Annotated in this window: 23 protein-coding genes; 12 read left to right on the top strand and 11 right to left on the bottom strand. The window is 61.3% G+C overall.

The features are described 5' to 3' along the window. The first annotated feature begins 51 nt into the window (after positions 1–51). The 4 genes from AACX99_RS03710 (at position 52) to argA (ending at position 4,808) form a co-directional block, all read left to right on the top strand. Positions 52–729, top strand: coding sequence for a TIGR00153 family protein (locus AACX99_RS03710; protein WP_339409593.1), 678 nt, complete (start codon positions 52–54; stop codon positions 727–729). A 39-nt stretch (positions 730–768) separates the two neighbouring features. Then, on the top strand, positions 769–2,034 hold the full coding sequence (locus AACX99_RS03705; protein WP_339409592.1) for an inorganic phosphate transporter: 1,266 nt from the start codon (positions 769–771) through the stop codon (positions 2,032–2,034). A 206-nt stretch (positions 2,035–2,240) separates the two neighbouring features. Continuing rightward, on the top strand, positions 2,241–3,389 hold the full coding sequence (argE, locus tag AACX99_RS03700; RefSeq protein WP_339409590.1) for an acetylornithine deacetylase: 1,149 nt from the start codon (positions 2,241–2,243) through the stop codon (positions 3,387–3,389). Positions 3,390–3,509: 120 nt separating this feature from the next. Next, positions 3,510–4,808, top strand: coding sequence for an amino-acid N-acetyltransferase (gene argA, locus AACX99_RS03695; protein WP_339409588.1), 1,299 nt, complete (start codon positions 3,510–3,512; stop codon positions 4,806–4,808). Positions 4,809–5,014: 206 nt separating this feature from the next. Here argA and AACX99_RS03690 read toward each other — a convergent pair whose 3' ends face one another. From AACX99_RS03690 to trpB, 3 genes are all read right to left on the bottom strand, one after another. Continuing rightward, a complete protein-coding gene (locus AACX99_RS03690) occupies positions 5,015–5,647 on the bottom strand; it encodes a TetR/AcrR family transcriptional regulator (RefSeq protein WP_339409587.1) in 633 nt (210 codons plus the stop codon). Positions 5,648–5,836: 189 nt separating this feature from the next. Further along, complete coding sequence (trpA, locus tag AACX99_RS03685) at positions 5,837–6,646, bottom strand: tryptophan synthase subunit alpha (RefSeq protein WP_339409586.1); 810 nt, start codon at positions 6,644–6,646, stop codon at positions 5,837–5,839. Further along, positions 6,646–7,860, bottom strand: coding sequence for a tryptophan synthase subunit beta (trpB, locus tag AACX99_RS03680; RefSeq protein ID WP_339409584.1), 1,215 nt, complete (start codon positions 7,858–7,860; stop codon positions 6,646–6,648). Before trpB ends, trpA begins: the two co-directional genes overlap by 1 nt. A 149-nt stretch (positions 7,861–8,009) precedes the next feature. Here trpB and AACX99_RS03675 point away from each other — a divergent pair, with 149 nt between their 5' ends. The 4 genes from AACX99_RS03675 (at position 8,010) to AACX99_RS03660 (ending at position 10,874) form a co-directional block, all read left to right on the top strand. Further along, the gene (locus AACX99_RS03675) at positions 8,010–8,897 is read left to right on the top strand and encodes a LysR family transcriptional regulator (RefSeq protein ID WP_339409582.1); all 888 of its coding nucleotides are present in this window, start codon (positions 8,010–8,012) and stop codon (positions 8,895–8,897) included. A gap of 110 nt (positions 8,898–9,007) precedes the next feature. Beyond that, the gene (locus AACX99_RS03670; RefSeq protein WP_339409580.1) at positions 9,008–9,223 is read left to right on the top strand and encodes a dodecin; all 216 of its coding nucleotides are present in this window, start codon (positions 9,008–9,010) and stop codon (positions 9,221–9,223) included. A 156-nt stretch (positions 9,224–9,379) separates the two neighbouring features. After that, positions 9,380–10,375, top strand: a complete 996-nt coding sequence (locus tag AACX99_RS03665; RefSeq protein WP_339409578.1) for an LLM class flavin-dependent oxidoreductase — start codon at positions 9,380–9,382, stop codon at positions 10,373–10,375. Positions 10,376–10,442: 67 nt separating this feature from the next. Next, entirely contained in the window at positions 10,443–10,874 is a 432-nt protein-coding gene (locus AACX99_RS03660) for an OsmC family protein (protein ID WP_339409577.1), read from the top strand. Positions 10,875–11,088: 214 nt separating this feature from the next. Here AACX99_RS03660 and AACX99_RS03655 read toward each other — a convergent pair whose 3' ends face one another. Continuing rightward, on the bottom strand, positions 11,089–11,508 hold the full coding sequence (locus tag AACX99_RS03655; RefSeq protein WP_339409576.1) for a PA0061/PA0062 family lipoprotein: 420 nt from the start codon (positions 11,506–11,508) through the stop codon (positions 11,089–11,091). Between the two features lie 108 nt (positions 11,509–11,616). On the opposite strand from AACX99_RS03655, the gene AACX99_RS03650 reads away from it, so the two are divergent. Together AACX99_RS03650 and AACX99_RS03645 are read left to right on the top strand one after the other, a co-directional pair. Beyond that, a complete protein-coding gene (locus AACX99_RS03650; protein WP_339409575.1) occupies positions 11,617–12,669 on the top strand; it encodes an aminopeptidase in 1,053 nt (350 codons plus the stop codon). 64 nt (positions 12,670–12,733) lie between these two features. Next, positions 12,734–12,964 carry a DUF1161 domain-containing protein gene (locus tag AACX99_RS03645; RefSeq protein WP_339409573.1) on the top strand — a complete coding sequence of 77 codons (231 nt, stop codon included), beginning with the start codon at positions 12,734–12,736 and terminating at the stop codon, positions 12,962–12,964. A 103-nt stretch (positions 12,965–13,067) separates the two neighbouring features. Here the strand turns inward: AACX99_RS03645 and AACX99_RS03640 are convergent, their stop codons facing one another. Continuing rightward, positions 13,068–13,715: an HAD family hydrolase gene (locus AACX99_RS03640; protein ID WP_339409667.1), complete on the bottom strand. Its 648-nt coding sequence runs from the start codon at positions 13,713–13,715 to the stop codon at positions 13,068–13,070. 14 nt (positions 13,716–13,729) lie between these two features. Continuing rightward, positions 13,730–14,272, bottom strand: coding sequence for a gamma carbonic anhydrase family protein (locus AACX99_RS03635; RefSeq protein ID WP_339409571.1), 543 nt, complete (start codon positions 14,270–14,272; stop codon positions 13,730–13,732). Between the two features lie 172 nt (positions 14,273–14,444). On the opposite strand from AACX99_RS03635, the gene prlC reads away from it, so the two are divergent. Beyond that, positions 14,445–16,508: an oligopeptidase A gene (gene prlC, locus AACX99_RS03630; protein WP_339409569.1), complete on the top strand. Its 2,064-nt coding sequence runs from the start codon at positions 14,445–14,447 to the stop codon at positions 16,506–16,508. Further along, positions 16,505–16,792, top strand: coding sequence for a YheV family putative zinc ribbon protein (locus AACX99_RS03625; protein ID WP_339409567.1), 288 nt, complete (start codon positions 16,505–16,507; stop codon positions 16,790–16,792). The genes prlC and AACX99_RS03625 overlap by 4 nt, the downstream gene beginning before the upstream one ends. A 68-nt stretch (positions 16,793–16,860) precedes the next feature. Here AACX99_RS03625 and AACX99_RS03620 read toward each other — a convergent pair whose 3' ends face one another. From AACX99_RS03620 to recD, 5 genes are all read right to left on the bottom strand, one after another. Next, on the bottom strand, positions 16,861–17,631 hold the full coding sequence (locus tag AACX99_RS03620; protein ID WP_339409565.1) for a substrate-binding periplasmic protein: 771 nt from the start codon (positions 17,629–17,631) through the stop codon (positions 16,861–16,863). Between the two features lie 212 nt (positions 17,632–17,843). Continuing rightward, positions 17,844–18,458 carry a peptide chain release factor H gene (gene prfH / locus AACX99_RS03615; RefSeq protein WP_339409563.1) on the bottom strand — a complete coding sequence of 205 codons (615 nt, stop codon included), beginning with the start codon at positions 18,456–18,458 and terminating at the stop codon, positions 17,844–17,846. Further along, positions 18,458–19,594 carry an RNA ligase RtcB family protein gene (locus AACX99_RS03610; protein ID WP_339409561.1) on the bottom strand — a complete coding sequence of 379 codons (1,137 nt, stop codon included), beginning with the start codon at positions 19,592–19,594 and terminating at the stop codon, positions 18,458–18,460. Before AACX99_RS03610 ends, prfH begins: the two co-directional genes overlap by 1 nt. 209 nt (positions 19,595–19,803) lie before the next feature. Then, positions 19,804–20,988, bottom strand: coding sequence for a hypothetical protein (locus tag AACX99_RS03605; RefSeq protein ID WP_339409559.1), 1,185 nt, complete (start codon positions 20,986–20,988; stop codon positions 19,804–19,806). A 13-nt stretch (positions 20,989–21,001) separates the two neighbouring features. Next, positions 21,002–22,822 carry an exodeoxyribonuclease V subunit alpha gene (recD, locus tag AACX99_RS03600; RefSeq protein WP_339409557.1) on the bottom strand — a complete coding sequence of 607 codons (1,821 nt, stop codon included), beginning with the start codon at positions 22,820–22,822 and terminating at the stop codon, positions 21,002–21,004. Between the last annotated feature and the right edge of the window lie 85 nt (positions 22,823–22,907).

The following is a 22,907-nucleotide window of genomic DNA, read 5'->3' as shown; positions in this document are numbered from 1 at the left end:
CTGCGGACTGATCCGTATACTTGCCGCCTTCTTAACGCCGGGGTTCACCCTATGCCAGTCAATCCATTTGCCAGCCTGTTTGGCCGTTCACCGATTGGACCAATGCAAAAACACTTTGCCAAAGCCCACGAGTGCGCAGCCAATCTGGTGCCCTTCTTCGAAGCCGTGATGGTGGAAGATTGGGCCAAGGTGGAACAGGTACAACAGGAAATGGCCAGCCTCGAAAATGAGGCCGACAAGCTCAAGAAAAGCGTGCGTCTGCACCTGCCAAAGAGCCTGTTCCTGCCCGTGCCGCGCTCGGATCTGCTTGAGCTGCTGAGTGTACAGGACAAAGTCGCCAACCGCGCCAAGGACATCGCCGGCCTGATGCTCGGCCGCGAAATGGCTATTCCGCAGGCTTTGCAGCCACTGATGCGCACCTTTGTGCAACGCACCGTGGATGCCAGCGCCCAGGCGCTGAAAGCCATGAACGAACTCGACGAACTGCTGGAGACCGGCTTTGGTGGCCGTGAGGCAGCACTGGTTGAATCCATGGTCATGGAACTGGAGCAAATCGAACGCGACACCGACAAGATGCAAATCGAAGTCCGCCGTGCGCTGTTCAAACTGGAGAAGGACCTTCCCCCTGTCGATGTGATGTTCCTCTACCAGATCATCGAGTGGATCGGCGACGTAGCCGACCGTGCCGAACGTGTCGGCAACCGACTGGAACAACTGCTGGCGCGCTAAGCGCCAGTGTCCTTTCTGGAATCTACGGATTAATTATTTATGTCTCTGATTGCGGACTACGGCCTCGTATTGCTGCTGCTTGCCTGCCTCTTTGGTTTTTTCATGGCCTGGGGTGTGGGCGCCAATGACGTGGCCAACGCCATGGGCACATCGGTGGGCTCACGCGCACTGACCATCAAACAGGCGATCCTGATCGCCATGGTCTTCGAGTTTGCTGGCGCCTATCTGGCCGGTGGCGAGGTGACCGACACCATTAAGAACGGCATTGTCGATGCGACGATGATCACCCCGGACCTGATGGTGCTGGGCATGATGTCGGCGCTACTGGCTGCTGGCACTTGGCTGCTGGTGGCGTCCACCCGCGGCTGGCCGGTGTCTACTACCCATTCCATCGTCGGCGCGGTGATCGGCTTTGCCGCCGTGGGCGTATCCATGGATGCAGTCAACTGGGGCGGCGTTGGTCCTATCGTGGCCAGTTGGGTGGTGTCTCCGATGTTGTCCGGCATCATCGCTTTTGGTCTGTTTGTCAGCGTACAGAAGCTGATCATCGATACCGACAACCCCTTCTTGAATGCCAAGCGCTTTGTGCCGCTGTATATGTTCGCCACCGGCTTTATGGTCAGCATCATGACCTTGACCAAAGGCCTAAAACATATCGGCCTGAACCTCTCCAGCACAGACGGCTTTCTTCTTTCTCTGGGTGTAGGCGCGGTCGTGATGTTGCTGGGCGTTGCCCTGCTGAGCCGGATCAAGGTCGACGTCGAAGCGGACAAGGACTTCCACTACGCCAGCGTAGAAAAAGTCTTTGCCGTACTGATGATCTTCACCGCGTGCTCCATGGCCTTCGCCCACGGCTCCAACGACGTGGCCAATGCCGTCGGTCCGCTGGCCGCGATTGTCGGGGTGATTCAGTCCGGTGGTGAAATGGCCATCGGCGCCAAATCTGCAGTGCCCAGCTGGGTGCTGCTGCTCGGTGCCGTGGGTATCGTCATCGGTCTGGCGACATACGGCTACAAGGTAATCGCCACCATCGGCAAGGAAATTACCGAGCTGACCCCAAGCCGCGGCTTTGCCGCCGAACTGGCCACCGCCACCACCGTGGTCGGTGCCTCGGCCATCGGCCTGCCGGTTTCCACCACCCACACCCTGGTCGGTGCGGTACTCGGCGTAGGCCTGGCGCGCGGTATCGGCGCATTGAACCTGGGCGTGATCGGCAAGATCTTTATGTCCTGGCTGATCACCCTGCCGGTGGGCGCCGCGCTGTCGATTTTCTTCTTCTATATCCTACGCGGCGTTTTCCTCTAAGAACCTATCTACGATCTGCTACGCGTCGGCCCTGCGGCGTTAAAAACAGGCTGGTGCTCCAGCCCGGCCGGAAGCCACTTGTGGCTAACGCGCTTTAGCGCGGCCCGCAGGGCGAGTGAAACGAGTAATGCTCTTAATCACTCGCACCGCGGTTTTATCTCTGCAGCCGATGGCCCTATGATGGGTCACGCCTGCGGAGATTGCCGATGCCACTGCCTTCCTTCAAAGACCAATTCGCTGCCCTGATCGCCACCCCCTCGGTGAGCTGCACCCAGGCGCATTGGGATCAGTCCAACCGCCCGGTCATTGAACTGCTCTCGAGCTGGCTCAGCGACCTCGGTTTCGCCTGCGACGTGCAGCAAGTCTCCCCCGGCAAATTCAATCTGCTCGCCAGCTATGGCAGCGGCCCTGGCGGTCTGGTGCTGGCCGGGCACAGCGACACCGTGCCATTCGATGCCGCACTGTGGCAGACCGACCCGCTCAAACTCACTGAGGTGGATGGCCGCTGGGTAGGCCTGGGCAGTTGCGACATGAAGGGTTTCTTCGCCCTGATCATCGAAGCCGTACAACCCTTGTTGGCGCAACGTTTTCAGCAACCGCTGCTGATCCTCGCCACCTGCGATGAAGAAAGCTCGATGTCCGGTGCCCGCGCCCTGGCAGAGGCCGGTCGCCCCCTAGGCCGTGCCGCAGTGATCGGCGAGCCGACCGGCCTCAAGCCGATCCGCCTGCACAAGGGCATCATGATGGAGCGCATCGACATCCTCGGGCAAAGCGGCCATTCCTCTGACCCGAGTCTCGGACATAGTGCCCTGGAAGCCATGCAAGACGTGATGCTGGAGTTGCGTGGCCTGCGCGCGCAATGGCAGCGCGAATTCAACAACCCACAGTTCAGCGTGCCACAACCGACCCTGAACTTCGGCTGCATTCACGGCGGCGACAACCCCAACCGCATCTGCGGACAGTGCTCGCTGGAATTCGACTTGCGCCCGCTACCGGGCATGCAACCGGAAGCCCTGCGCGCGGCAATTCGGCAGAAACTGCAACCGCTGGCCGAGCAGCACCAAGTGAAAATCGACTTCGCGCCGTTGTTCCCCAGCGTGCAACCATTCGAGCAAAACGCCGACAGCGAGCTCGTGCAAATTGCCGAACGCCTGACCGGACATACGGCCGCCGCGGTGGCATTTGCCACCGAAGCGCCTTATCTTCAGCAACTTGGCTGCGAAACATTGGTGCTTGGCCCCGGCGATATCGACTGCGCTCACCAGCCAGGTGAATACCTGGAAATGTCACGTTTGCAGCCTACTGTGCGTCTGCTGCAACAACTCATCGAACATTACTGCCTGAAAACTGCATGATCCGGAGGAGAGAACGCGTGAAGCTGCCCCAACTGCGACGATAAAGACGCTCCTGGCTGCCTCGTCTGGCGCGTACGCGCCAATCCATGCGTTCCGTATACGACACAGGTTCTTCAAGCAATGCACGACCACGTCAACTGGCTCCGCCACGCTTCGCCTTATATCAATGCCCACCGCGACTGCACCTTTGTGGTGATGTTGCCCGGCGAAGGCGTTGCCCATCCGAATTTCGGCAATATCGTTCACGACCTGGTGCTGCTGCACAGCCTCGGCGTGCGCCTGGTGCTGGTGCACGGCTCGCGTCCGCAGATCGAGGCGCGCCTGGCCAACAACGGCCTGACTCCGCGTTATCACCGCGACCTGCGGATCACCGACAGCCCGACCCTGGAATGCGTGATCGACGCCGTCGGCCAGCTGCGCATCGCCATCGAAGCACGCCTGTCGATGGACATGGCACGCTCGCCGATGCAGGGCTCGCGCCTACGCATCACCAGCGGCAACTTCGTTACCGCACGGCCGATTGGCGTGGTCGATGGCGTCGACTACCACCACACCGGCGAAGTGCGGCGCGTCGACCGCAAGGGCATCAACCGGCAACTGGACGAGCGCAGCATCGTGCTGCTGTCGCCGCTGGGTTACTCACCGACCGGGGAAATCTTCAACCTGGCCTGCGAAGACGTCGCCACTCGCGCCGCCATCGACCTGGACGCTGACAAGCTGCTGCTATTCGGCGCAGAATGCGGACTGCTCGACGAGGCCGGCAAGCTGGTGCGCGAACTGCGTCCACAGCAGGTACCAGCGCATCTGCTGCGCCTGGGCAGTAGCTACCAGGGCGAACTGCTCGACGCTGCCGCCGAAGCCTGCAAGGCCGGAGTACGCCGCAGCCATATCGTCAGTTATGCCGAAGATGGAGCGCTGCTTAGCGAGCTGTTCACCCGCACCGGCAACGGCACCCTGGTGGCGCAAGAGCAGTTCGAATCGCTGCGCGAGGCCACCATCGAAGATGTCGGCGGGCTGATGGAGCTGATCACCCCGCTGGAAGATCAGGGCATTCTGGTACGCCGCTCACGGGAAGTGCTGGAGCGCGAGATCGAGCAGTTCAGCATTGTCGAGCGCGAAGGCCTGATCATTGCCTGCGCTGCGCTGTACCAAATTGCCGACTCGGATTTCGGCGAGCTGGCCTGCCTGGCGGTTAATCCGTCTTACCGGCATGGCGGCCGCGGTGACGAGCTGCTTGAACGCATCGAGGAACGCGCCCGCGCCCAGGGCCTGAAAACCCTGTTCGTGCTTACCACGCGCACCGCTCACTGGTTCCGCGAACGCGGCTTCGAGCCCAGCAGCGTCGACCGCCTGCCAGCCGCGCGCGCCTCGCTGTACAACTACCAGCGCAACTCGCAGGTGTTTGAAAAGGCGCTCTAAACAGCAGCCGCGACAGCTTTGGTAGGGTGGGTTAGCGGGACATCGCACGATTCAAGGAAGGCTGCGCCGAGCGGATGCCGTGTAACCCACCAAGCGGTGTCAGTCCATTTGGTGGGTTACGGCGCAGCCAAAATCGGGGCTTGGTTAGCTCCTACCAAGTGCCTAACCCACCCTACGAGTCTGCGACAGAAATTAAAAAGGGCCGCTTATAGCGCCCTTTTTGGCAGATGGGTTGGCAAATACAAGCCCAGATAAGCGTCAAATACCCGCATGCCTTCCTCAGCCATGCGTGGGGTGATTTCGCCGTATAGCTGCACAGAGCGCGCATAGACGCGGTCGCCCAGCTCCATGGCCAAGGCGAACACATCAACATCATCCGGCAATTGCGGCAACGGGAAGTGCCGGTCGAACAACTGCTGCATCAGCTGGCCCAGTTCGATGTCGTGCTGACGATCCGCCTGGGTCACTTCCGCCAGGCCGTGCTGCGCAAGAATCAACTGACGCGCAGCGGCATCGGCGGCATAGATCGCCAGCATGCGCTGCTCAACCAGCCGTGACAGATCACGCCAATCACGCAGCTGCTCGTGCTCAATCGGCTCTTGCAGGCAGGCACGAAACGCCCCGTGAATATCCGCCGTCAGCCCTTCCAGCAAAGCCGGCACGCTGGCAAAGAAGTGATAGACCGACGACGGCGGAATCTGCGCCCGTTCGGCCACGCTGTAGATCGACAGGCTGGCCACGCCCTGCTCAGCCAGCAACTCACGGGCGGCGGCAAGAATGCCGGCAATGCGGCTCTGGCTACTGGCGCGGGGTTTACGGGCGATAGGCGGGCGGGACATGGCGAGACTCAAGAGCAAGGGGTGCGCTATTGGACGCCAGGCAGCGGCCCGCTCGCAAGTTTCTCAGCCATGTAAGGTGGATCGGGGCGTAACGCGTAGGGTGGATGACGCTTTTTTCATCCACCGATGCAATGATGGATGGGTGAAGCGTCAGCTAGCGCCCGATCCACCCTACGACTCAGATCCGCGTCAAACGCGCGCGCCGCGCACACCTTCAGCCAGCGCCGCACACAGGCTCAGCACGCCATCCACCGCCTGCTCGTTGCTGCTGGCATTGGCGATCTGGTCGATCAGTGCAGAGCCGACCACCACACCCTCGGCCAGACGCGCGATGGTCGCTGCATGCTCCGGGGTGCGGATACCGAAGCCGATACATAGCGGCAGGTCCGTGTGACGACGCAAGCGAGTAACAGCCTGTTCGACGTGATCCAAGGTGGCTGAGCCGGCGCCGGTCACGCCGGCTACCGAGACGTAGTAAACGAAGCCAGAGCTGCCGTTAAGCACCTTCGGCAGGCGCTTATCATCGGTGGTCGGCGTGGTCAGGCGGATAAAGTCGATGCCCGCGGCCTGGGCGGGGTCGCAGAGGTCAACGTTATGCTCTGGCGGCAGGTCGACGACGATCAGACCATCGACGCCAGAAGCCTTGGCCTCAGCAATAAAACGCTCAACGCCGTATTTGTGGATCGGGTTGAAGTAGCCCATCAGCACCAGCGGCGTGGCCTGCTCGCCCTCACGGAACTCGCGGACCATCTGCAGGGTTTTCGCCAGGTCCTGACCGCCTTCCAAGGCGCGGATATTGGCCAGCTGAATCGCCGGACCGTCAGCCATCGGGTCGGTAAAGGGCATGCCCAGTTCGATCACATCGGCGCCGGCAGCCGGCAGGCCCTTGAGGATGGCCAGGGAGGCGTCGTAGTTCGGGTCGCCGGCGGTGACGAAGGTCACCAAGGCGGCGCGGTTCTGCTGTTTCAGCTCGGCAAAGCGGGTTTGCAGGCGGCTCATCAGTGTTTCTCCTGCGAAGTGTTTTCCATGTGGTGCATAACGGTCTGCATATCCTTGTCGCCACGGCCGGACAGGTTGATCACCATCAGGTGCTCTTTGGGCAGCTTCGGCGCACGTTTGAAGGCTTCGGCCAGGGCGTGGGCGCTTTCCAGGGCTGGAATGATGCCTTCCTGACGGCAGCAGGTGTGGAAGGCGGCCAGGGCTTCATCGTCGGTCACCGAGGTGTATTCAACCCGACCAACGTCATGCAACCAGGCGTGTTCCGGACCGATACCGGGGTAATCCAGGCCGGCGGAAATCGAGTGGGCGTCTATGATCTGGCCATCGTCATTCTGCAGCAGGAAGGTGCGGTTACCGTGCAACACACCCGGTACGCCACCGTTGAGGCTGGCGGCGTGTTTGCCGGTCTCGATGCCATAGCCGGCCGCTTCAACGCCGACGATCTGTACATCCTGGTCATCGAGGAAGGGGTGGAACAGGCCGATGGCGTTCGAGCCGCCACCGATGCAGGCCACCAGGCTGTCGGGCAGACGCCCTTCCTGGGCGAGAATCTGCTCGCGGGTTTCCTTGCCGATCACCGCCTGGAAGTCGCGGACCATGGCTGGGTACGGGTGCGGGCCGGCCACGGTGCCAATCATGTAGAAGGTGTTGTGCACGTTGGTCACCCAGTCGCGCAACGCTTCGTTCATCGCATCCTTGAGTGTGCCGGTGCCGGCGACCACAGGAATCACGGTGGCGCCCAGCAGCTTCATGCGGAACACGTTGGCCTGCTGGCGATCGATGTCGGTGGTGCCCATAAAAATCACGCACTCCATGCCGAAACGCGCGGCAACGGTGGCGGTGGCCACGCCGTGCATGCCGGCACCGGTCTCGGCGATGATGCGCTTCTTGCCCATGCGCTTGGCCAACAGGGCCTGGCCGATGCAGTTGTTGATCTTGTGCGCGCCGGTGTGATTGAGCTCTTCACGCTTGAAGTAGATCTTCGCGCCGCCGAACATTTCGGTCAGACGCTCAGCGAAGTACAGCGGGCTCGGACGACCGACGAAATCGCGCTGAAAGTAGGCCAGCTCCTTGGCGAACTCGGGATCGAGTTTGGCTTTCTCGTATTCCTCGGCCAGGTCGTGGATCAGCGGCATCAGGGTTTCGGCAACATATTGGCCGCCGAACGAGCCGAACAGGCCGTTGGCATCTGGGCCAGCGCGAAAAGAAGTCATGGCGTTCTCCTGCAGATGAATGGTGTAGGAGCGCCCCATGGGCGCGATTCGCGGGCATGGCCCGCTCCTACAGTCTGTGTTCAGGATACGGCTGTGGCTATTGACAGAAAAGCGATAAGATCGCCGCAACCTGTCAGAAAAACTCACATATGAGCCAGGACCTACCACCGCTAAACGCCCTGCGCGCCTTCGAAGCGGCCGCGCGGCTAAATAGCATCAGCCAAGCAGCCGATGAGCTGCATGTCACGCATGGTGCTGTCAGCCGGCAGATTCGCATCCTCGAAGAACACTTGGGTGTGGCCTTGTTCAACAAGGAAGGTCGCGGCCTTAAACTCACAGATTCTGGCACTCGTCTGCGCGATGTCAGCGCCGAACTGTTCAGCCGCCTGCGCAGCACCTGCGCCGAACTGCAGCAGGGCCAGGCCGATGCGCCGTTTGTCCTGGCCTGCCCGGGTAGCCTGCTGGCGCGCTGGTTTATCCCGCGCCTGGATCGCCTCAACCGCGAACTGCCGGAACTGCGCCTGCAACTGTCCGCCAGCGAAGGCGATCTGGACCCGCGCCGTACTGGCGTGGATGCCACTTTGTGGTTCGCCGAGCCGCCCTGGCCGGCGGATATGCAGGTATTCGAGCTGGCCGCCGAACGCATCGGCCCGGTACTCAGTCCGCGTTATGCGCGCTTCGCCGAATTGCATCAGGCTCCGCCCGCCGCCTTGCTAAACGAACCCTTGCTGCACACCAGTTCCCGTCCGCAGGCCTGGCCAAGCTGGGCCGCCAGCAATGCTCTGGATGCCGCCGTGTTGAAACTTGGCCAGGGCTTCGAACATCTCTATTACCTGCTGGAAGCCGCTGCCGCCGGCCTGGGCGTCGCCATCGCGCCGCAACAACTGGTGGCCGACGACCTCGCCGCCGGTCGCCTGGTTGCGCCCTGGGGCTTTGTCGAAACCTCGGCGCGCCTGGCGCTTTGGGTGCCCATACGCAGCCGTGATGGTCGTGCCGAACGTCTCGCGCAGTGGCTGCGCAAGGAGCAGCAGCGTTAGCGGCCATTACCGGCTACCGGGCAGGCCAAGTGCGACTAATCTGAACTTTAGCGTTCATGGGTGGGACTCAACTACAAGACCTACCTGTTCAGCCACCTGGGAGAGCCGCAATGACCGATCATCACACCTACAAGAAAATCGAAATCGTCGGTTCCTCGAAGACCAGTATCGAGGAGGCGATCAACAACGCCCTGGCCGAAGCGGCGAAATCCATACGCAACCTGGAATGGTTCGAGGTAACGGAAACCCGCGGGCATATCGTCGATGGCAAGGTCGGCCACTACCAAGTCACCCTGAAAATCGGCTTCCGCCTGAGCAATAGCTAACCTGCGCCCGGCAATCGCGCCTGCGCCTCGATTGCCGGGCATCAGCATTGATGGACCGCATAGTCCCCTTGGAATCCGTAGAACAAACCCCACTATCTAACTCAGGTATTGGCGCTTTGTTGCGCCCAAGCAAACGGATAACCAAAGGCAGGCCCGATGAGCGCACTCGCACAGAGCAAATTTTCCACCCTTGATCTCGCCCCGGTGCGTGACGACGGCAACGCCGCCCAGGCCCTGCATAACTCCCTGGCCCTGGCGCAGCACGTCGAGCGCCTGGGCTTCGAGCGTTTCTGGGTGGCCGAACACCACAATATGGACGGCATCGCCAGCTCGGCTACGTCCGTGCTGCTGGGTTATCTGGCCGCGGGCACTGCAAAGATTCGCCTGGGTTCCGGCGGCGTGATGCTACCCAACCACGCGCCGCTGGTGATTGCCGAGCAGTTCGGCACCCTGGCTACGCTCTACCCCGGCCGCATCGAACTGGGCCTAGGCCGCGCGCCTGGGGCGGATCACTTCACCGCCCAGGCGCTACGCCGCGACCGGATCGGCAACGCCGACGACTTCCCCGCAGACGTCGAAGAACTGCAGCGCTACCTTGGCCCGCGCACACCGGACCAACGGGTAATCGCCATGCCCGGCACTGATACCAACGTGCCGATCTGGCTGCTCGGCTCCAGCCTGTTCAGCGCTCAGCTGGCCGGCGAGAAGGGCCTGCCCTACGCCTTCGCCTCGCACTTCGCGCCGCGCTATATGCATGAGGCGATTCGCGTCTACCGCAACCACTTCAAGCCCTCGGCAGTGCTCGACAAGCCCTATGTGATGCTCGGCGTGCCACTGATTGCCGCCGACACGGACGAGCAAGCCGAATACCTGGCTACCTCAGCCTATCAGCGCATCCTCGCGCTGATTCGCGGCCAGAGCCTGGTGCAGAAACCACCGGTGGCGAGCATGCAAGGCCTGTGGCTGCCGCATGAAAAAGAGGCGGTGAGCAGCTTCCTCGGCATGGCCATGATCGGCGGCCCGGACAAGGTCCGCGCACGTCTGGAAGTGTTGCTGGAACAGACCGGCGCCGATGAGCTGATCTTCACCTGCGATCTGTATGACTTTGCCGACCGTCTGCATGCGTTCGAGCTGGTCGCGCGATTGCGCTAGAAGTTTTTCGAACTTGTGCCGCCCGAGCCTGCTCTCAACCCTATCACCCACGCACTGGAGTATCCGGATGAAGAAGACAGCCTCAGCACATTGGCAAGGTGGCATCAAGGACGGCAAGGGCAGCATCTCGACCCAGAGCGGCGCCCTGAAAAGCGCGCCCTATGGCTTCAATACCCGCTTCGAAGGGCAACCAGGCACCAACCCGGAAGAGCTGATCGGCGCTGCTCACGCCGGCTGTTTCTCCATGGCCCTGTCCAAGGAACTTGGCGAAGCCGGGATGACCGCCGAAAGCATCGACACTCAAGCAGAAGTGACCCTCGACAAGCAGGATGGCGGCTTTGCTATCACCGCCGTGCACTTGACGCTCAAGGCACGCATTCCCGGCGCCGACCGGGCAGCCTTCGAAAAAGCCGTGGCAACCGCCAAGAGCGGCTGCCCGGTGTCCAAGGTGTTGAACGCCGAAATCACCCTGGAAGCGGTACTCGATAGCAGCCTTTAATTCAGGACCTGCTCACGATCTAGCGAGCTAGAGCACTGCAAGGCAAAAACAGGCGAGGAAGCGGAGTGTACTGTTGTACATGAGCATTACTCGTTTCACTCGCCCTTCGGGTCGCGCTTAAGCGCATTAGCCGCAAGCGGCTTCCGACCGGGCTGGCGCACCAGCCTGTTTTTAACGCCGTAGGGCCGACGCGCAGCAGATCGTGGGCAGGTTCTCAGAACGTACCGCAGCGCAGTATCTTGCCCCGCGCAAGCACATTACGCTGTTCATCGTAGAGCCAGGCCTGGGCTTTCATCTGCATGGGTCTGGCTTCCAACCGGTAGCGCTGGCCAGCGACGAAGTTGTCATGCCGCACGCGGATTTCGCAGGTCACCGGCTGTGGCTCACTGACACCATCCAGGCCACCACCGCTGCTCACTTCGAACTGAAAGCGCGCTTGCAACTCATGGGCGCCGGCCGTTACTTGGAAATAACGGCCATCGCTGAGGCGCTGGCCATCCAGTCGGTCCGCCATCAGCAGCGTGCCGGCATGGCTGTGCAGCTCAACCCAGGCCTGCCCCGGGTCAGCGGGTGGCACAGGTGAAGCGCAGGCACTGAGCACCAGCACACCGCCAAGCAAAGTCAAATAACGCATGGACACCTCCATAAATCGCAACCGCCTTCAGCTTACGCCGATGCTGTGCTGGAGGCTGCAACGCCAATGCGCTAGCGTGGCAGCCTGTTTACTCACCGGTACAGATCAATGTTCGACGCCACGCTCTGGCGCTGGGTTCCGCTGGCTGCAACGCTGCTGCTCAGCGGCTGCAGCACCCTGGATTACTACAGCCATCTGACTGGCGGGCATCTGCACCTACTGCAGACGCGCGAACCGATTGCTGAGCTACTGGAGAACCCGGCGACCGACCCCGAACTCAAGCAACGCCTGGCCCTCGCGCAGCAAGCGCGGGATTTCGCCAGCGCCCAGCTGAGCTTGCCAAACAACGGCAGCTACCGCGTGTATGCGGATATCCAGCGGCCCTTTGTGGTGTGGAATGTGTTCGCCACCCCAGAGTTTTCCCTATCGCCTGAGCTGCACTGTTTCCCTATAGCCGGCTGTGTGGCCTATCGCGGTTTCTATAGCCTGGGTCGAGCGCGCGGCTCGGCAGCACTGCTGAAACAGCAGGGCCTGGACACCTACCTGGGCGGCGTTGAGGCCTACTCAACCCTGGGCTGGTTCGATGACCCGATTCTCAACACCATGCTGCGCTGGAGCGATGAGCGCCTGGTGGCGGTGATCTTCCACGAGCTGGCGCATCAGCAGCTGTATGTGGCGGACGACACTGCGTTCAACGAGTCCTTCGCCAGCTTTGTCGAGCGAGAAGGCCTGCGCCAATGGCGCGCCGAACAGGGCCTGCAACCCAACGATCCGCAAGGCGAACAGCAACGCGAGCAATTTATCGGCCTGGTGCTGGCCAGCCGGGCGCGTCTGCAGCAGCTGTATGCCAGCGACTTACCGCCTGCGCAGATGCGCAGCGGTAAACACGCCGAGCTCGCCCGCCTGCGCGCCGAATACCATGCACTCAGCAAGCGCGAGTGGGCCGGTAGCGGACGTTACGACGACTGGATCAACGCGCCGATCAACAACGCCAAGCTGTTGCCGTTTGGCCTCTATGATCAATGGGTACCGGCTTTTGCCGCACTGTTCGAGCAGGTTGAGCGTGACTGGTCGCGCTTCTATGAGCGCGTGGCCGCACTGGGCGAACTGCCCGTGGTGGAACGGCAGCAGGCACTGACCGACTTATCGCCAGGCTCTTAGAACTTACGTACCTGATTCCCACTCCAACATGGGTAGTTTCTGCTCACGCAAAAGGAGCGATGCAATGAACAAATTCACCCTGGCCGTGCTGCTTGGTCTACTCAGCACCAGCGTATTGGCCGCACCCAAGCCCTGCGAAGAGCTGCGTGCGGAGATTGAAGTGAAAATCCAGGCCGCCGGTGTTGCCAGCTACACCCTGGAAATCGTGCCCAACGAAGACGCACAGGACCCCAATATGGTGGTCGGCAGCTGCGACGGCGGTACTAAGAAGATCGTCTATCAGAAAAATGGCTAAACGTCGCTCGTAGGATGGGGCGGGCCGCGTAGGTTGAGCGCAGCGACAGCCATCGCAGCCATACGACGGGTTACGCCGCTACGGGTTTAACCCATCCTACGCTTCAGCCCGCAAACGCCTGATGCAACTCGGCCAGGCTGTGGAAGTGATAGGTCGGCGCCTCGGCCTGCAGCTCGGCCAAACTGCCAAAGCCATACCCCACCGCGGCTGCATCCAGGCCATTGCGTCTGGCGCCGATCAGGTCGTGCTTACGATCACCAATCATCAGCGTGTTCTCCACCGGCAACTGTTCTCTTTCCAACAGATGGGCGATCAGCTCGACCTTGTCAGTGCGCGTGCCGTCCAGCTCGCTGCCGTAGATCACCTTGAAGTGCCGGGCAAAGCCAAAGTGCTTAGCGATCTGCTCGGCAAACACTGTCGGCTTACTGGTAGCGATATACAGCGTGCGCTGCTGGCTCTGCAGCAGCTGCAACAGCTCGCCCACGCCGTCGAACAGCTGATTCTCATACAGGCCCACTTCACGGAATCGCTCGCGGTAATGGTTCACCGCCTGCCAGGCCGTCGCCTCATCGAACTGGTAGGTCTGCATAAAACACTGCAACAGCGGCGGGCCGATAAAGTGCTCAAGCGCCTGCAGATCAGGCTCATCGATGCCCAGCTTGGCCAACGCATGCTGCACCGAGCGGGTAATCCCCTCACGCGGGTCGGTCAGGGTGCCATCAAGGTCAAACAGGATGTTCGAGTAATGCAAAGCCGGTTGAGTCATCAACTGCCGTAACCTTCCATCAGGTGCTGATCCTTCAAGCGTACGTAGTTGTCGGCGCTGTAGCGGAAGTAGCTGCGCTCCTTCTCACTCAGTTCGCGGGCTTGCTTGACCGGACTGCCGACGTACAGATAGCCGCTTTGCAGATGGCTGCCCGGCGGCACCAGGCTACCGGCGCCGAGCATCACTTCGTCATCGATTACCACGCCATCCATGATGATGCTGCCCATGCCGATCAGCACCCGATTGCCGATATCGCAGCCGTGCAGGGTGACGTTATGGCCGATGGTCACATCGTCGCCGATATTCAGCGGGTAGCCGCGCGGATTGAACGGCCCGGCATGGGTGATATGCAGCACGCTGCCGTCCTGGATGCTGCTGCGCTCGCCAATGCGGATGCTGTGCATGTCGCCACGGATCACCACCAGCGGCCAGATCGAGCTGTCCGCGCCGATTTCCACATCGCCGAGCACCACGGCGGAGGCATCGACAAAGGCCCGCTCTCCGAGCAGCGGGGTGAACTGTTGGTAAGTACGAATCGCCACGATAGAAACCTCTTAAGCTGCGCCTGACCTTGATTGTAATTAAGATGGCACCCATGTTCAGGACATGCGCGCTGTTTTGTAGCGCCTTGTGTCCACTCAAGCCTGCCCCTGGGAGCCTTTTGCGCCCGCCAGGGTCACAGCTGCAAACCCATTCCGTTACAGGTGACCTGTCGTGACTGCCAACAACCCACTGCTGCAAGCCTTCGATCTGCCGTCCTATGCTGCCATCCATCCGGAGCATGTCGAGCCGGCGGTAGACAGCATTCTTGCCGACAACCGTGCGGCCATGAGCCGTCTGCTTGAACAACAGTCTGGCACACCGAGCTGGGATGGCCTGGTGCTGGCGCTGGATGAGCTGGGCGCACGCCTGGGCCAGGCATGGAGCCCGGTCAGCCACCTCAACGCGGTCTGCAATAGCCCCGAGCTGCGCGCCGCCTACGAGGCCTGCCTGCCCAAGCTGTCTGAATACTGGACCGAAATCGGCCAGAACCAGCCGCTGTTCCAGGCTTATCAGGCGCTGGCCGAAAGCCCTGCAGCCGCCGGTTTCGACGTGGCGCAGAAGACCATTCTCGAGCACGCCCTGCGCGATTTCCGCCTGTCCGGTATCGACCTGCCGGCCGAGCAGCAGAAGCGCTACGGCGAGATCCAGATGAAGCTCTCCGAGCTGGCCAGCAAGTTCTCCAACCAGTTGCTGGATGCCACTCAGGCCTGGACCAAGCACGTCACCGACGAAGCCGCGCTGGATGGCCTGACCGATTCGGCCAAGGCACAGATGAAGCAAGCCGCCGAGGCCAAGGGCCTGGACGGCTGGCTGATCAGCCTGGAATTCCCCAGCTACTTCGCGGTAATGACCTACGCCAACGACCGCGCCCTGCGCGAAGAGCTGTATGCCGCCTACTGCACCCGCGCCTCCGATCAGGGGCCGAATGCCGGCAAGAACGACAACGGCCCAGTGATGCTGGAAATCCTCGCCTTGCGTCAGGAACTGGCCAAGCTGCTGGGTTTCGCCAATTACGCTGAGCTGAGCCTGGCCAGCAAAATGGCGGAAACCACCGAGCAGGTACTGCACTTCCTGCGCGACCTCGGTACACGCGGCAAGCCGTTTGCCGAGCAGGACCTGCGCGAGCTGCAGGCCTTTGCCGCCGAACAAGGCTGCAACGATCTGCAAAGCTGGGATGTCGGCTACTACAGCGAGAAGCTGCGCGAGCAGCGCTACAGCATTTCCCAGGAAATCCTGCGTGCCTACTTCCCCGTCGACAAAGTGCTCAGCGGCCTGTTCGCCATCGTCGAAAAGCTTTACGGCATCCAGATTGAGGAATTGAGCGGCTTCGACACCTGGCACCCGGATGTACGCCTGTTCGAAATCAAGGAGAACGGCGCACACGTCGGGCGCTTCTTCTTCGACCTCTACGCCCGCGCCAACAAGCGCGGCGGCGCCTGGATGGACGGTGCCCGCGATAAACGCCGCGATGCGACAGGTAAGCTGATCAGCCCGGTGGCCAACCTGGTGTGTAACTTCACTCCGCCAGTCGGTACTCCAGCGGTCGGCGGCAAACCAGCGCTGTTGACCCACGACGAAGTCACCACCCTGTTCCACGAATTCGGCCATGGCCTGCACCACCTGCTGACCCGTGTCGAACACGCCGGTGCATCGGGCATCAATGGCGTGGCCTGGGATGCCGTGGAGCTACCGAGCCAGTTTATGGAGAACTGGTGCTGGGAGCCGGAAGGTCTGGCACTGATCTCCGGCCATTTTGAAACCGGCGAGCCGCTGCCGCAGGACCTGCTGGACAAGATGCTGGCGGCGAAGAATTTCCAGTCCGGCTTGATGATGGTGCGACAGATCGAATTCAGCCTGTTCGACTTCGAACTGCATGCCACCCACGGCGACGGCCGCAGCGTGCTAGAGGTACTCGAAGGCATCCGCCAGGAAGTCTCGGTGCTGCGTCCGCCGGCCTACAACCGCTTCCCTAACAGCTTTGCGCACATCTTCGCCGGCGGTTACGCAGCCGGTTACTACAGCTACAAGTGGGCCGAAGTGCTCAGTGCCGACGCCTTCTCCAAGTTCGAAGAAGAAGGCGTGTTCAACAGCGCCACCGGCCAAGCCTTCCGTGAGGCAATTCTGGCTCGCGGCGGCTCGCAAGAGCCAATGGTGCTGTTTGTCGACTTCCGTGGCCGCCCGCCCTCCATCGACGCCCTGCTGCGTCACCTCGGCTTGAGCCAGGAGGCCGCATGACAGATGCACCTGTAAATGTCAGCGCAAAACGCTTTATCGCCGGGGCGGTCTGCCCGGCGTGCAGCGAAATGGACAAGATCCAGATGTGGAATGTCGATGGCGTGCCACACCGCGAATGCGTGGCCTGTGGCTACGCCGACACCCTGGACGAGCGCGGCAACTCGGTACCGCGCGAACTGCCCACGCGGGTCAATATCAGCGCGCTAAAACCCAAGGCTGCGAATCCCAAGGTGCAGGCGGTGCAGTTTTTTCCTAATCCAAAACTGAAGAAACCAACTGAGTGACGGCATCGCCAGGGACGGCGAGCCAACCAACTGCCCGTCAGAGGGCAGCGACAAGACGCCTCACCGAGCTACTGGCTACTCTGCAGCAGCGCCCGAGACTCTATATACCCCTCTATAACTTGCTGATAAGCACCGCTGACCTTGAGGCGATCTAGGCCGGCATCGAACTGCGCGATGATCAGCGAGCCGCGAGGGTGATTGTGCGGCACGATCAGGTGCAGAGAGCTGGTACTGATCATTTCAGCCGAGCGCTGTAACTGACCATTGCTAGCACCAATCAACTGCAATGCCGTATCGCCAAGGCGTCGATCGGCGACAAAGAAATCGTCACGGCCAATCAATATCAGCCTCGCACATTCCTTGATACCTATCGGTGAGTGGCGTCGCACAACCCCTTGATCCAGAAATCCTTGGAGCAGAGCAGAGGGTTGCCAACCCAGCGGTATGCACACGCTTCGCCCCCGAATCTGCTCAGAATCTAGGGTCTCGATGGGATCATTACTACGGCTGAAAATATGATGTTCAACCACCAGCAAGGGTGCCGAGTAGATGTATTCCTGCTCTCGCTCAGGCGTGGGCACATAGGGAAAGGTGGCGTCGTACTCGCCTCGTAAAGTTTTCAGATAGCCGCGATTCCAGGGCTGCCAGTCCAGTGTGCTGTCGATATCGCTCAGCGCCAGCACTGCTTGAACAACCTGTGTGAGCATGCCCCCAGCGGGTAGCGCTTTTCCGGTAAACGGTGCGTAGTCGTCACCCGTAACCAGCCGCAGTTCCTCGCTTATGGCGCTATGACAACACATCAGGCCCAGCAGCAGGCTGGCAAATAGTCGTGCAAACATCGGCTCTTGACCTTAGCTTTAAATACGACGGCGCAGGTGATAACTCCAGAGAGTTAGCACTTGAGTGTAGGCGACACACTTATCCTGGCTAGCCCAGTTAGGCCGGAGCAGTGCCTGGGCCCCCAAGGGACTGATCTTGCACAGGTAGTGTGCTGTGCTGCCCAAACGAGCAGCACAGCAAATGCCTGGTTTTTGAGTTAGTACCGCTCACATCACTCGGATGTGAAACTCAAACTGCGGAAAACCCGTGCCGGGTTGCCCCTATCCACCTGATGATGAAACAGACGCCGTTCGGCCCTTAAGTCGCCATGTGCCTGCTCCTCACGTTGGCTTAGCTTTTGAGCGATCAACAGCAACGCCAGACGCTTGTTGGCGTGCTGACTGCGCTCGCTCTGTACCTTGACGATAATGCCACTGGCCACGTGAGTGGCGCGCACTGCCGAGTCCGTGGTGTTGACGTGCTGGCCGCCAGGGCCGGAGGAACGCAGGGTTTCGAAACGGATCTGGCTTTCCAGGTTGGCCGGCGGCGCGGCAAAGCGCGCGCCGCCGAAGAACCAGTTCTTGCGCCGATGCGCCGGCCGATAAGGGCTGACGCAGATCCACTGCAGCGAGCCGCTCCAGGCATCCGCCAGTTGCTCGGCTGCCTCACCGCTCAGCGCCAGTAACACCGAACGCAAGGTAGCCGGGCGCTCGCCAGCCTCCTGTTCCAGAACCTGCACCTCAACACCCAATTCCGTGGCTTCCGCCAGTAGACGCTTGAGCGCCTTGGCCACCGCCAAGGCGCATTCTTCTGGCCCTTGGGCCGCCGACAATTGCAGAAGGATCATCAGCAGCAACCTCCGCGCGTCTTGTAGGTCAGCACCGGCTTCAGGCGTGCCAATACCCGCAACAGACCTGCCTCGCGCAGCGCACCGACCACCGAATCTATGGCCTTGTAGGCTTCTGGTGCTTCCTCGTAGATCAGCGCCCGGTCGGCACAGATCACTCGGCTGCCCAGTGCCGTACGCTCCAGCTGCTTGACGCTGTAACGCGCGGCCAGGCGATCCTTGCAGTCACTGCGCATCCATTTACGCCCCGCGCCATGGGCCAGAGACAACAGGCTGCGTTCGTCGGCCAGCGGCTGCACCAGGTAGCTGTAGTCGCCCCGCGAGCCAGGAATCACCAACACACCCTGATCGGACGGGGTGGCGCCCTTGCGGTGCAGCCAGCCGTCCTGACCCGCAATATGTGCTGGCGATACCAGGTTGTGGTTGATATCCAGTAACTGTCCGCCATCGGCGCGCAGCCGTTCGAGCATGCGCCGAGCGATCAGCTGCCGATTGGCCTCGGCGAAGCGCAAGGCGCCATCGTGACGTGCCAGGTAATGGGCGCAAGCCGCAGAGCCGGCCTCCAACCCTTGATGACCAAACAAGTCGACCTGCTCGCGCAGAATCGCCTCGCCCAGCCCACGCGAGCCGCTGTGCACCAGTAACAAGAGCTGCTTGCGGTCGATACCGAGGTTCGCCAGCGCTTCATCGTCGAAGCTCTGATCGAGTTGCTGCAGTTCGGCGAAGTGATTGCCGCCGCCAATGGTGCCGAGGGCACGCTCATGACCGCTCGGCGGCAGACCAAAAGCCGCGATGGCCTCCTGCCAATCATCGTCAAGGGAACCTTCGAGACTACCGAGGCGCTTTTCCAGCTTGTCCAGATTCAGCTTGGCCACGCCGATATCGGTGCGCCATAGCGCCATGCCGCAGCCGATATCGTTGCCGACCAACGCAGGATACAGCCGACCAGTGGAGAAGAACGCCGCCCCCACCGGATAACCGCGCCCTGGGTGCAGATCCGGCATCCCGGCGACCCGTTGCATGCCCGGCAGGCGTGCGGTGGTTTCAAGTTGTTGGATCGCTTTTCCTTCGATCCAAGTGTCGTCCGCGGCGATCAAAACGATGCCGTCGGACAAATTGCGAATGCAAGTGCCCATAGTCCAATCCTGATGGGTTGAAACGAAAATAGTTGGATTGGCAGGTCGAAGCAGGGCGTTGCAGAAACCGCTGTAGAGCGGTGGGGAATGCGTTAAGCCAGGCGCGACCTGCAAAGGGTAATCAGTTGCTGCATGATGTACCTCCTTTGCTGTCGGTTGAGAGAAGGCGCGCATCCTAGGCCGATGATGCGCGCAGTGCAATACCCGCCTTAGTCCGGCAATGCCAAGCGCAACCGACCGGGATGCTTCTTGACCACCGCATAAGGCAGCACCGACCACTCGGCGCCCTCACAGGCACGTGCAACACGCGGGAAGATCGGGTCGAACACAATACCGTCCTCATTGAGGTACCAACTGGGAAAATCCCACATGTCCGGGTCGGCATAGGTGCATTCAAAGTCGTCTGCAGGCTCTGCCAACATCTCCGGAGCGATCCGCCGCCACTGCTCGACCAACCAGGGTGCGAAGTACCGATTACGGTATTGGGAGAACACATTAAAGCTCACCGAGTCTTCATCCGGCTTGTGCTCTCGCGTTTCGAGGTAGTGAAAAGCGGGGCCGTCACCGACCCAGAGCAGATCCTCCAGGCCCAGCGGTTTTCCGCTACGTACATCCAGCGTAAGCGGCGCATCACCGAAATCCGGATGGGCTCCACCGCAGTCGTAGCTGGTAAAAATGCTTAGGCTTACAACATCCGCCAACAGCAGTCGCGGCCGCACGGTTTGTAGAAACTCCCCCCATCTACCACCCGCCCCCAGCTTGCAAGCGTGATAGTCGATCACTTCCTCACGCAAGCGTGCGCGCAACTGCTGGTTGATCGAATCCAGCTGTGCCTGGGGGTAACCGCTCAGCACTTCGAACATCGCCAGCCCCGAAACGGGCTCCGTCCACCATTGCAACTCATGGCCCATAAACTCCTGCTTTTTGCCAGACCTTAGCGGCAACTCCTTGAGACGCAGGAACTCGTAGGGTGATGTGTCGTATAGGCGATACCAGAAGGGTTCGGCTCCCGCTGGCGGCTCCTCGATAGTCGGCTGGGAAAGCTTAACGGCCAGCCGTTTGCCCTGCGGCCCGACCCATTCGCCCTGCCACCCATTTGGACTTCGCTGCAAACGCAGCTCGGGGCGCGGGGCATCGTCGTATCGGTCCCGACCCTCGACCAAGCTGAGTCGCTGGTCTTGCAGCCGGCCCTCCAGGGCCAAATCATGGTGATGCTTGCGATAAAAGTAGCGGCCAATGACCTGTTCGGGGTCGCTTAGATTGAGCTCCATGACTATCGCCATCTTGCCCAACATCCCGCTGTAGACCTGCGGCCCTTCGACAGCTAGTAGTGCAGGTGAAACCACACACAGGCAGAGCGCCAGCAATCGGCACCAGAACATTCCTTTGCTCATCAAAAACTCCTAGCTAGAAAAGATCGAGCTGTCCTTGCGTCGTCACCAGGGCAGCATTTTTGGTTATCGGTATCGCCAACCGCTGAGCCAGCCCCGCCGCCCGCTCGGCGCGGGTGGCCACCGCCTCGCTTAAACGTGGCGGCAAACCCCAGATTTCCACCTTGTGTTTGGCGCGGGTGATGCCGGTGTAGAACAGGCTGCGGGTCAGTAAAGGGCTGGGCTGTTCGGGTAACACCAGCAGCACCTCGCTGAATTCCGAACCCTGGCTTTTGTGCACGGTCATGGCGAAGGCACTGTCGTGGCTGGGCAGGCGCGCCGGGGCGAATGGGCGAAAGCCCTCCTCAGACTCGAAGAACACCCGCAGGCCGTACTCAGTGTGCAGGCAGATGCCGATATCGCCGTTGAACAGGCCGAGGGCGTAGTCGTTCTGCCGCACCATCACCGGCCGGCCGACGTACCAGCGCTCGCGGCTAGCCACCTGGCTGCGCCGTTTGATCCGCGCCTCCAGCGCTTCGTTGATCCCGGCAACACCCCATGCGCCTTCACGCTGGGCGCAGAGCGTGCGGAAGGCGTTGAACGCGGCGAAGGCCGCTGCTGGGTCGGCACTTTTGGCAGCCGCGATATACGGCGCATAGCCCTGATCCAGGCGCTCCAGTAAATCGTTGGGCGTTGGTGCGGCAATCCAGGCGAGGTCGCTGCGATCTTCCTTGAGCAGATTGAGGGTGCCACTGACATCGCCGCCGTTGATGCGCCGGGCCAACTCACCGATGCCGCTGTCGCCAGCAAAGCGATGGCTATGCGTCAGTAACACCACGGCGTCACCCAGTTGCGAGCTGGGTTGGCTGACCGCTACCGGCTGGCCAGTGATGCGCTGCAAGTCGGCGGCAGCCTGTTCATCAAAACCGCGCCCTTCACACAACTCAGCGAACACCGCACCGGCTTCCACGGCGCACAGTTGATCCTTGTCGCCCAGTAGAATCAGCCGCGCCGTCGGCGGCAGGGCATCGAGCAGTTTGGCCATCAGCGCCAGATCGACCATCGAGGCTTCGTCCACCACCAGCACATCCAGCGCCAGCGGGTTGCCCGCGTTATGCCGCACCTGCGGGCTGTCGCCACGGCTACCAAGCAAACGGTGCAGGGTGCGCGCCTCATCCGGCAGCGCCGCCTTGATTGCCTCGCTGACCGGCAGCTCGGCCTTGGCATGGCGAATCGCTTCGGCCATGCGTGCGGCGGCCTTGCCGGTGGGCGCGGCCAAACCGATGGCCAAGTTCGCGCAACCCGGCTGCTCAAGCAGCGCCGCGAGCAGGCGCACCACGGTGGTGGTTTTACCAGTGCCGGGGCCGCCAGAGATCACCGCCAGCTTGCGCCGCACCGCTTGCGCTGCCGCCAAACGCTGCCAGTCCGGTTGCTGCTGATTGAAGGCAAATAAGCGGCTGAGACTTTCACTCAGCTGGGCTTCGTCGACCTCCGGCAGATCGCCAGCGCGTTGTAGCAACTGCGTCGCCAACTGGCGTTCATAGGCCTGATAACGCGCCAGATATAGCCGGCCATGTTCAAGAATCAGCGGTGTGAAATCGCCATCCGCGCCAACCAGCGGCGACTCGTGCAACTGCGCCTGCCAGTCCGCCAGTTTAGGTAGATTGAAGGCATGCTCTGGCCAAGGCCGCTGCCCGGCCAGACGTGCCAGCGGCAGGCACGCATCGCCTTTATCCAACGCCATGCAAAGCAGCGCCGCCGAGGCCAACAGCACCGGCGAAGCAGCCGGATCGAGGCGCTGCAAACTATCGACCAGCGCGCGTTCCAGTGGACCAAAGGGCAAGTCAACAAACGTCATCGGGCTCTCCCGTAGGGGGGATGACGCTTCACCCATCCACCATTAACCGTGGTGGATGAAAAGAGCGTCATCCACCCTACCCAGC

The sequence above is a fragment of the Pseudomonas sp. EA_35y_Pfl2_R5 genome (genome assembly GCF_963970805.1).
Lineage (GTDB): Bacteria > Pseudomonadota > Gammaproteobacteria > Pseudomonadales > Pseudomonadaceae > Aquipseudomonas.
The sequence above is the reverse complement of the archived record's forward strand: the minus strand, read 5'-3'. Positions and strand labels throughout refer to the sequence as shown.

Coding starts and splice junctions, on each gene's coding strand:
- AACX99_RS03605 (WP_339409559.1), bottom strand. CDS start 20,988: ATGAGCAAAGGAATGTTCTGGTGCCGATTGCTGGCGCTCTGCCTGTGT.
- AACX99_RS03620 (WP_339409565.1), bottom strand. CDS start 17,631: ATGTTTGCACGACTATTTGCCAGCCTGCTGCTGGGCCTGATGTGTTGT.
- trpA (WP_339409586.1), bottom strand. CDS start 6,646: ATGAGCCGCCTGCAAACCCGCTTTGCCGAGCTGAAACAGCAGAACCGC.
- AACX99_RS03650 (WP_339409575.1), top strand. CDS start 11,617: ATGTTCGACGCCACGCTCTGGCGCTGGGTTCCGCTGGCTGCAACGCTG.
- AACX99_RS03610 (WP_339409561.1), bottom strand. CDS start 19,594: ATGGGCACTTGCATTCGCAATTTGTCCGACGGCATCGTTTTGATCGCC.
- argE (WP_339409590.1), top strand. CDS start 2,241: ATGCCACTGCCTTCCTTCAAAGACCAATTCGCTGCCCTGATCGCCACC.
- AACX99_RS03665 (WP_339409578.1), top strand. CDS start 9,380: ATGAGCGCACTCGCACAGAGCAAATTTTCCACCCTTGATCTCGCCCCG.
- AACX99_RS03655 (WP_339409576.1), bottom strand. CDS start 11,508: ATGCGTTATTTGACTTTGCTTGGCGGTGTGCTGGTGCTCAGTGCCTGC.
- AACX99_RS03670 (WP_339409580.1), top strand. CDS start 9,008: ATGACCGATCATCACACCTACAAGAAAATCGAAATCGTCGGTTCCTCG.
- AACX99_RS03705 (WP_339409592.1), top strand. CDS start 769: ATGTCTCTGATTGCGGACTACGGCCTCGTATTGCTGCTGCTTGCCTGC.
- AACX99_RS03690 (WP_339409587.1), bottom strand. CDS start 5,647: ATGTCCCGCCCGCCTATCGCCCGTAAACCCCGCGCCAGTAGCCAGAGC.
- prfH (WP_339409563.1), bottom strand. CDS start 18,458: ATGATCCTTCTGCAATTGTCGGCGGCCCAAGGGCCAGAAGAATGCGCC.
- recD (WP_339409557.1), bottom strand. CDS start 22,822: ATGACGTTTGTTGACTTGCCCTTTGGTCCACTGGAACGCGCGCTGGTC.
- AACX99_RS03625 (WP_339409567.1), top strand. CDS start 16,505: ATGACAGATGCACCTGTAAATGTCAGCGCAAAACGCTTTATCGCCGGG.
- AACX99_RS03710 (WP_339409593.1), top strand. CDS start 52: ATGCCAGTCAATCCATTTGCCAGCCTGTTTGGCCGTTCACCGATTGGA.
- AACX99_RS03645 (WP_339409573.1), top strand. CDS start 12,734: ATGAACAAATTCACCCTGGCCGTGCTGCTTGGTCTACTCAGCACCAGC.
- argA (WP_339409588.1), top strand. CDS start 3,510: ATGCACGACCACGTCAACTGGCTCCGCCACGCTTCGCCTTATATCAAT.
- AACX99_RS03660 (WP_339409577.1), top strand. CDS start 10,443: ATGAAGAAGACAGCCTCAGCACATTGGCAAGGTGGCATCAAGGACGGC.
- trpB (WP_339409584.1), bottom strand. CDS start 7,860: ATGACTTCTTTTCGCGCTGGCCCAGATGCCAACGGCCTGTTCGGCTCG.
- AACX99_RS03675 (WP_339409582.1), top strand. CDS start 8,010: ATGAGCCAGGACCTACCACCGCTAAACGCCCTGCGCGCCTTCGAAGCG.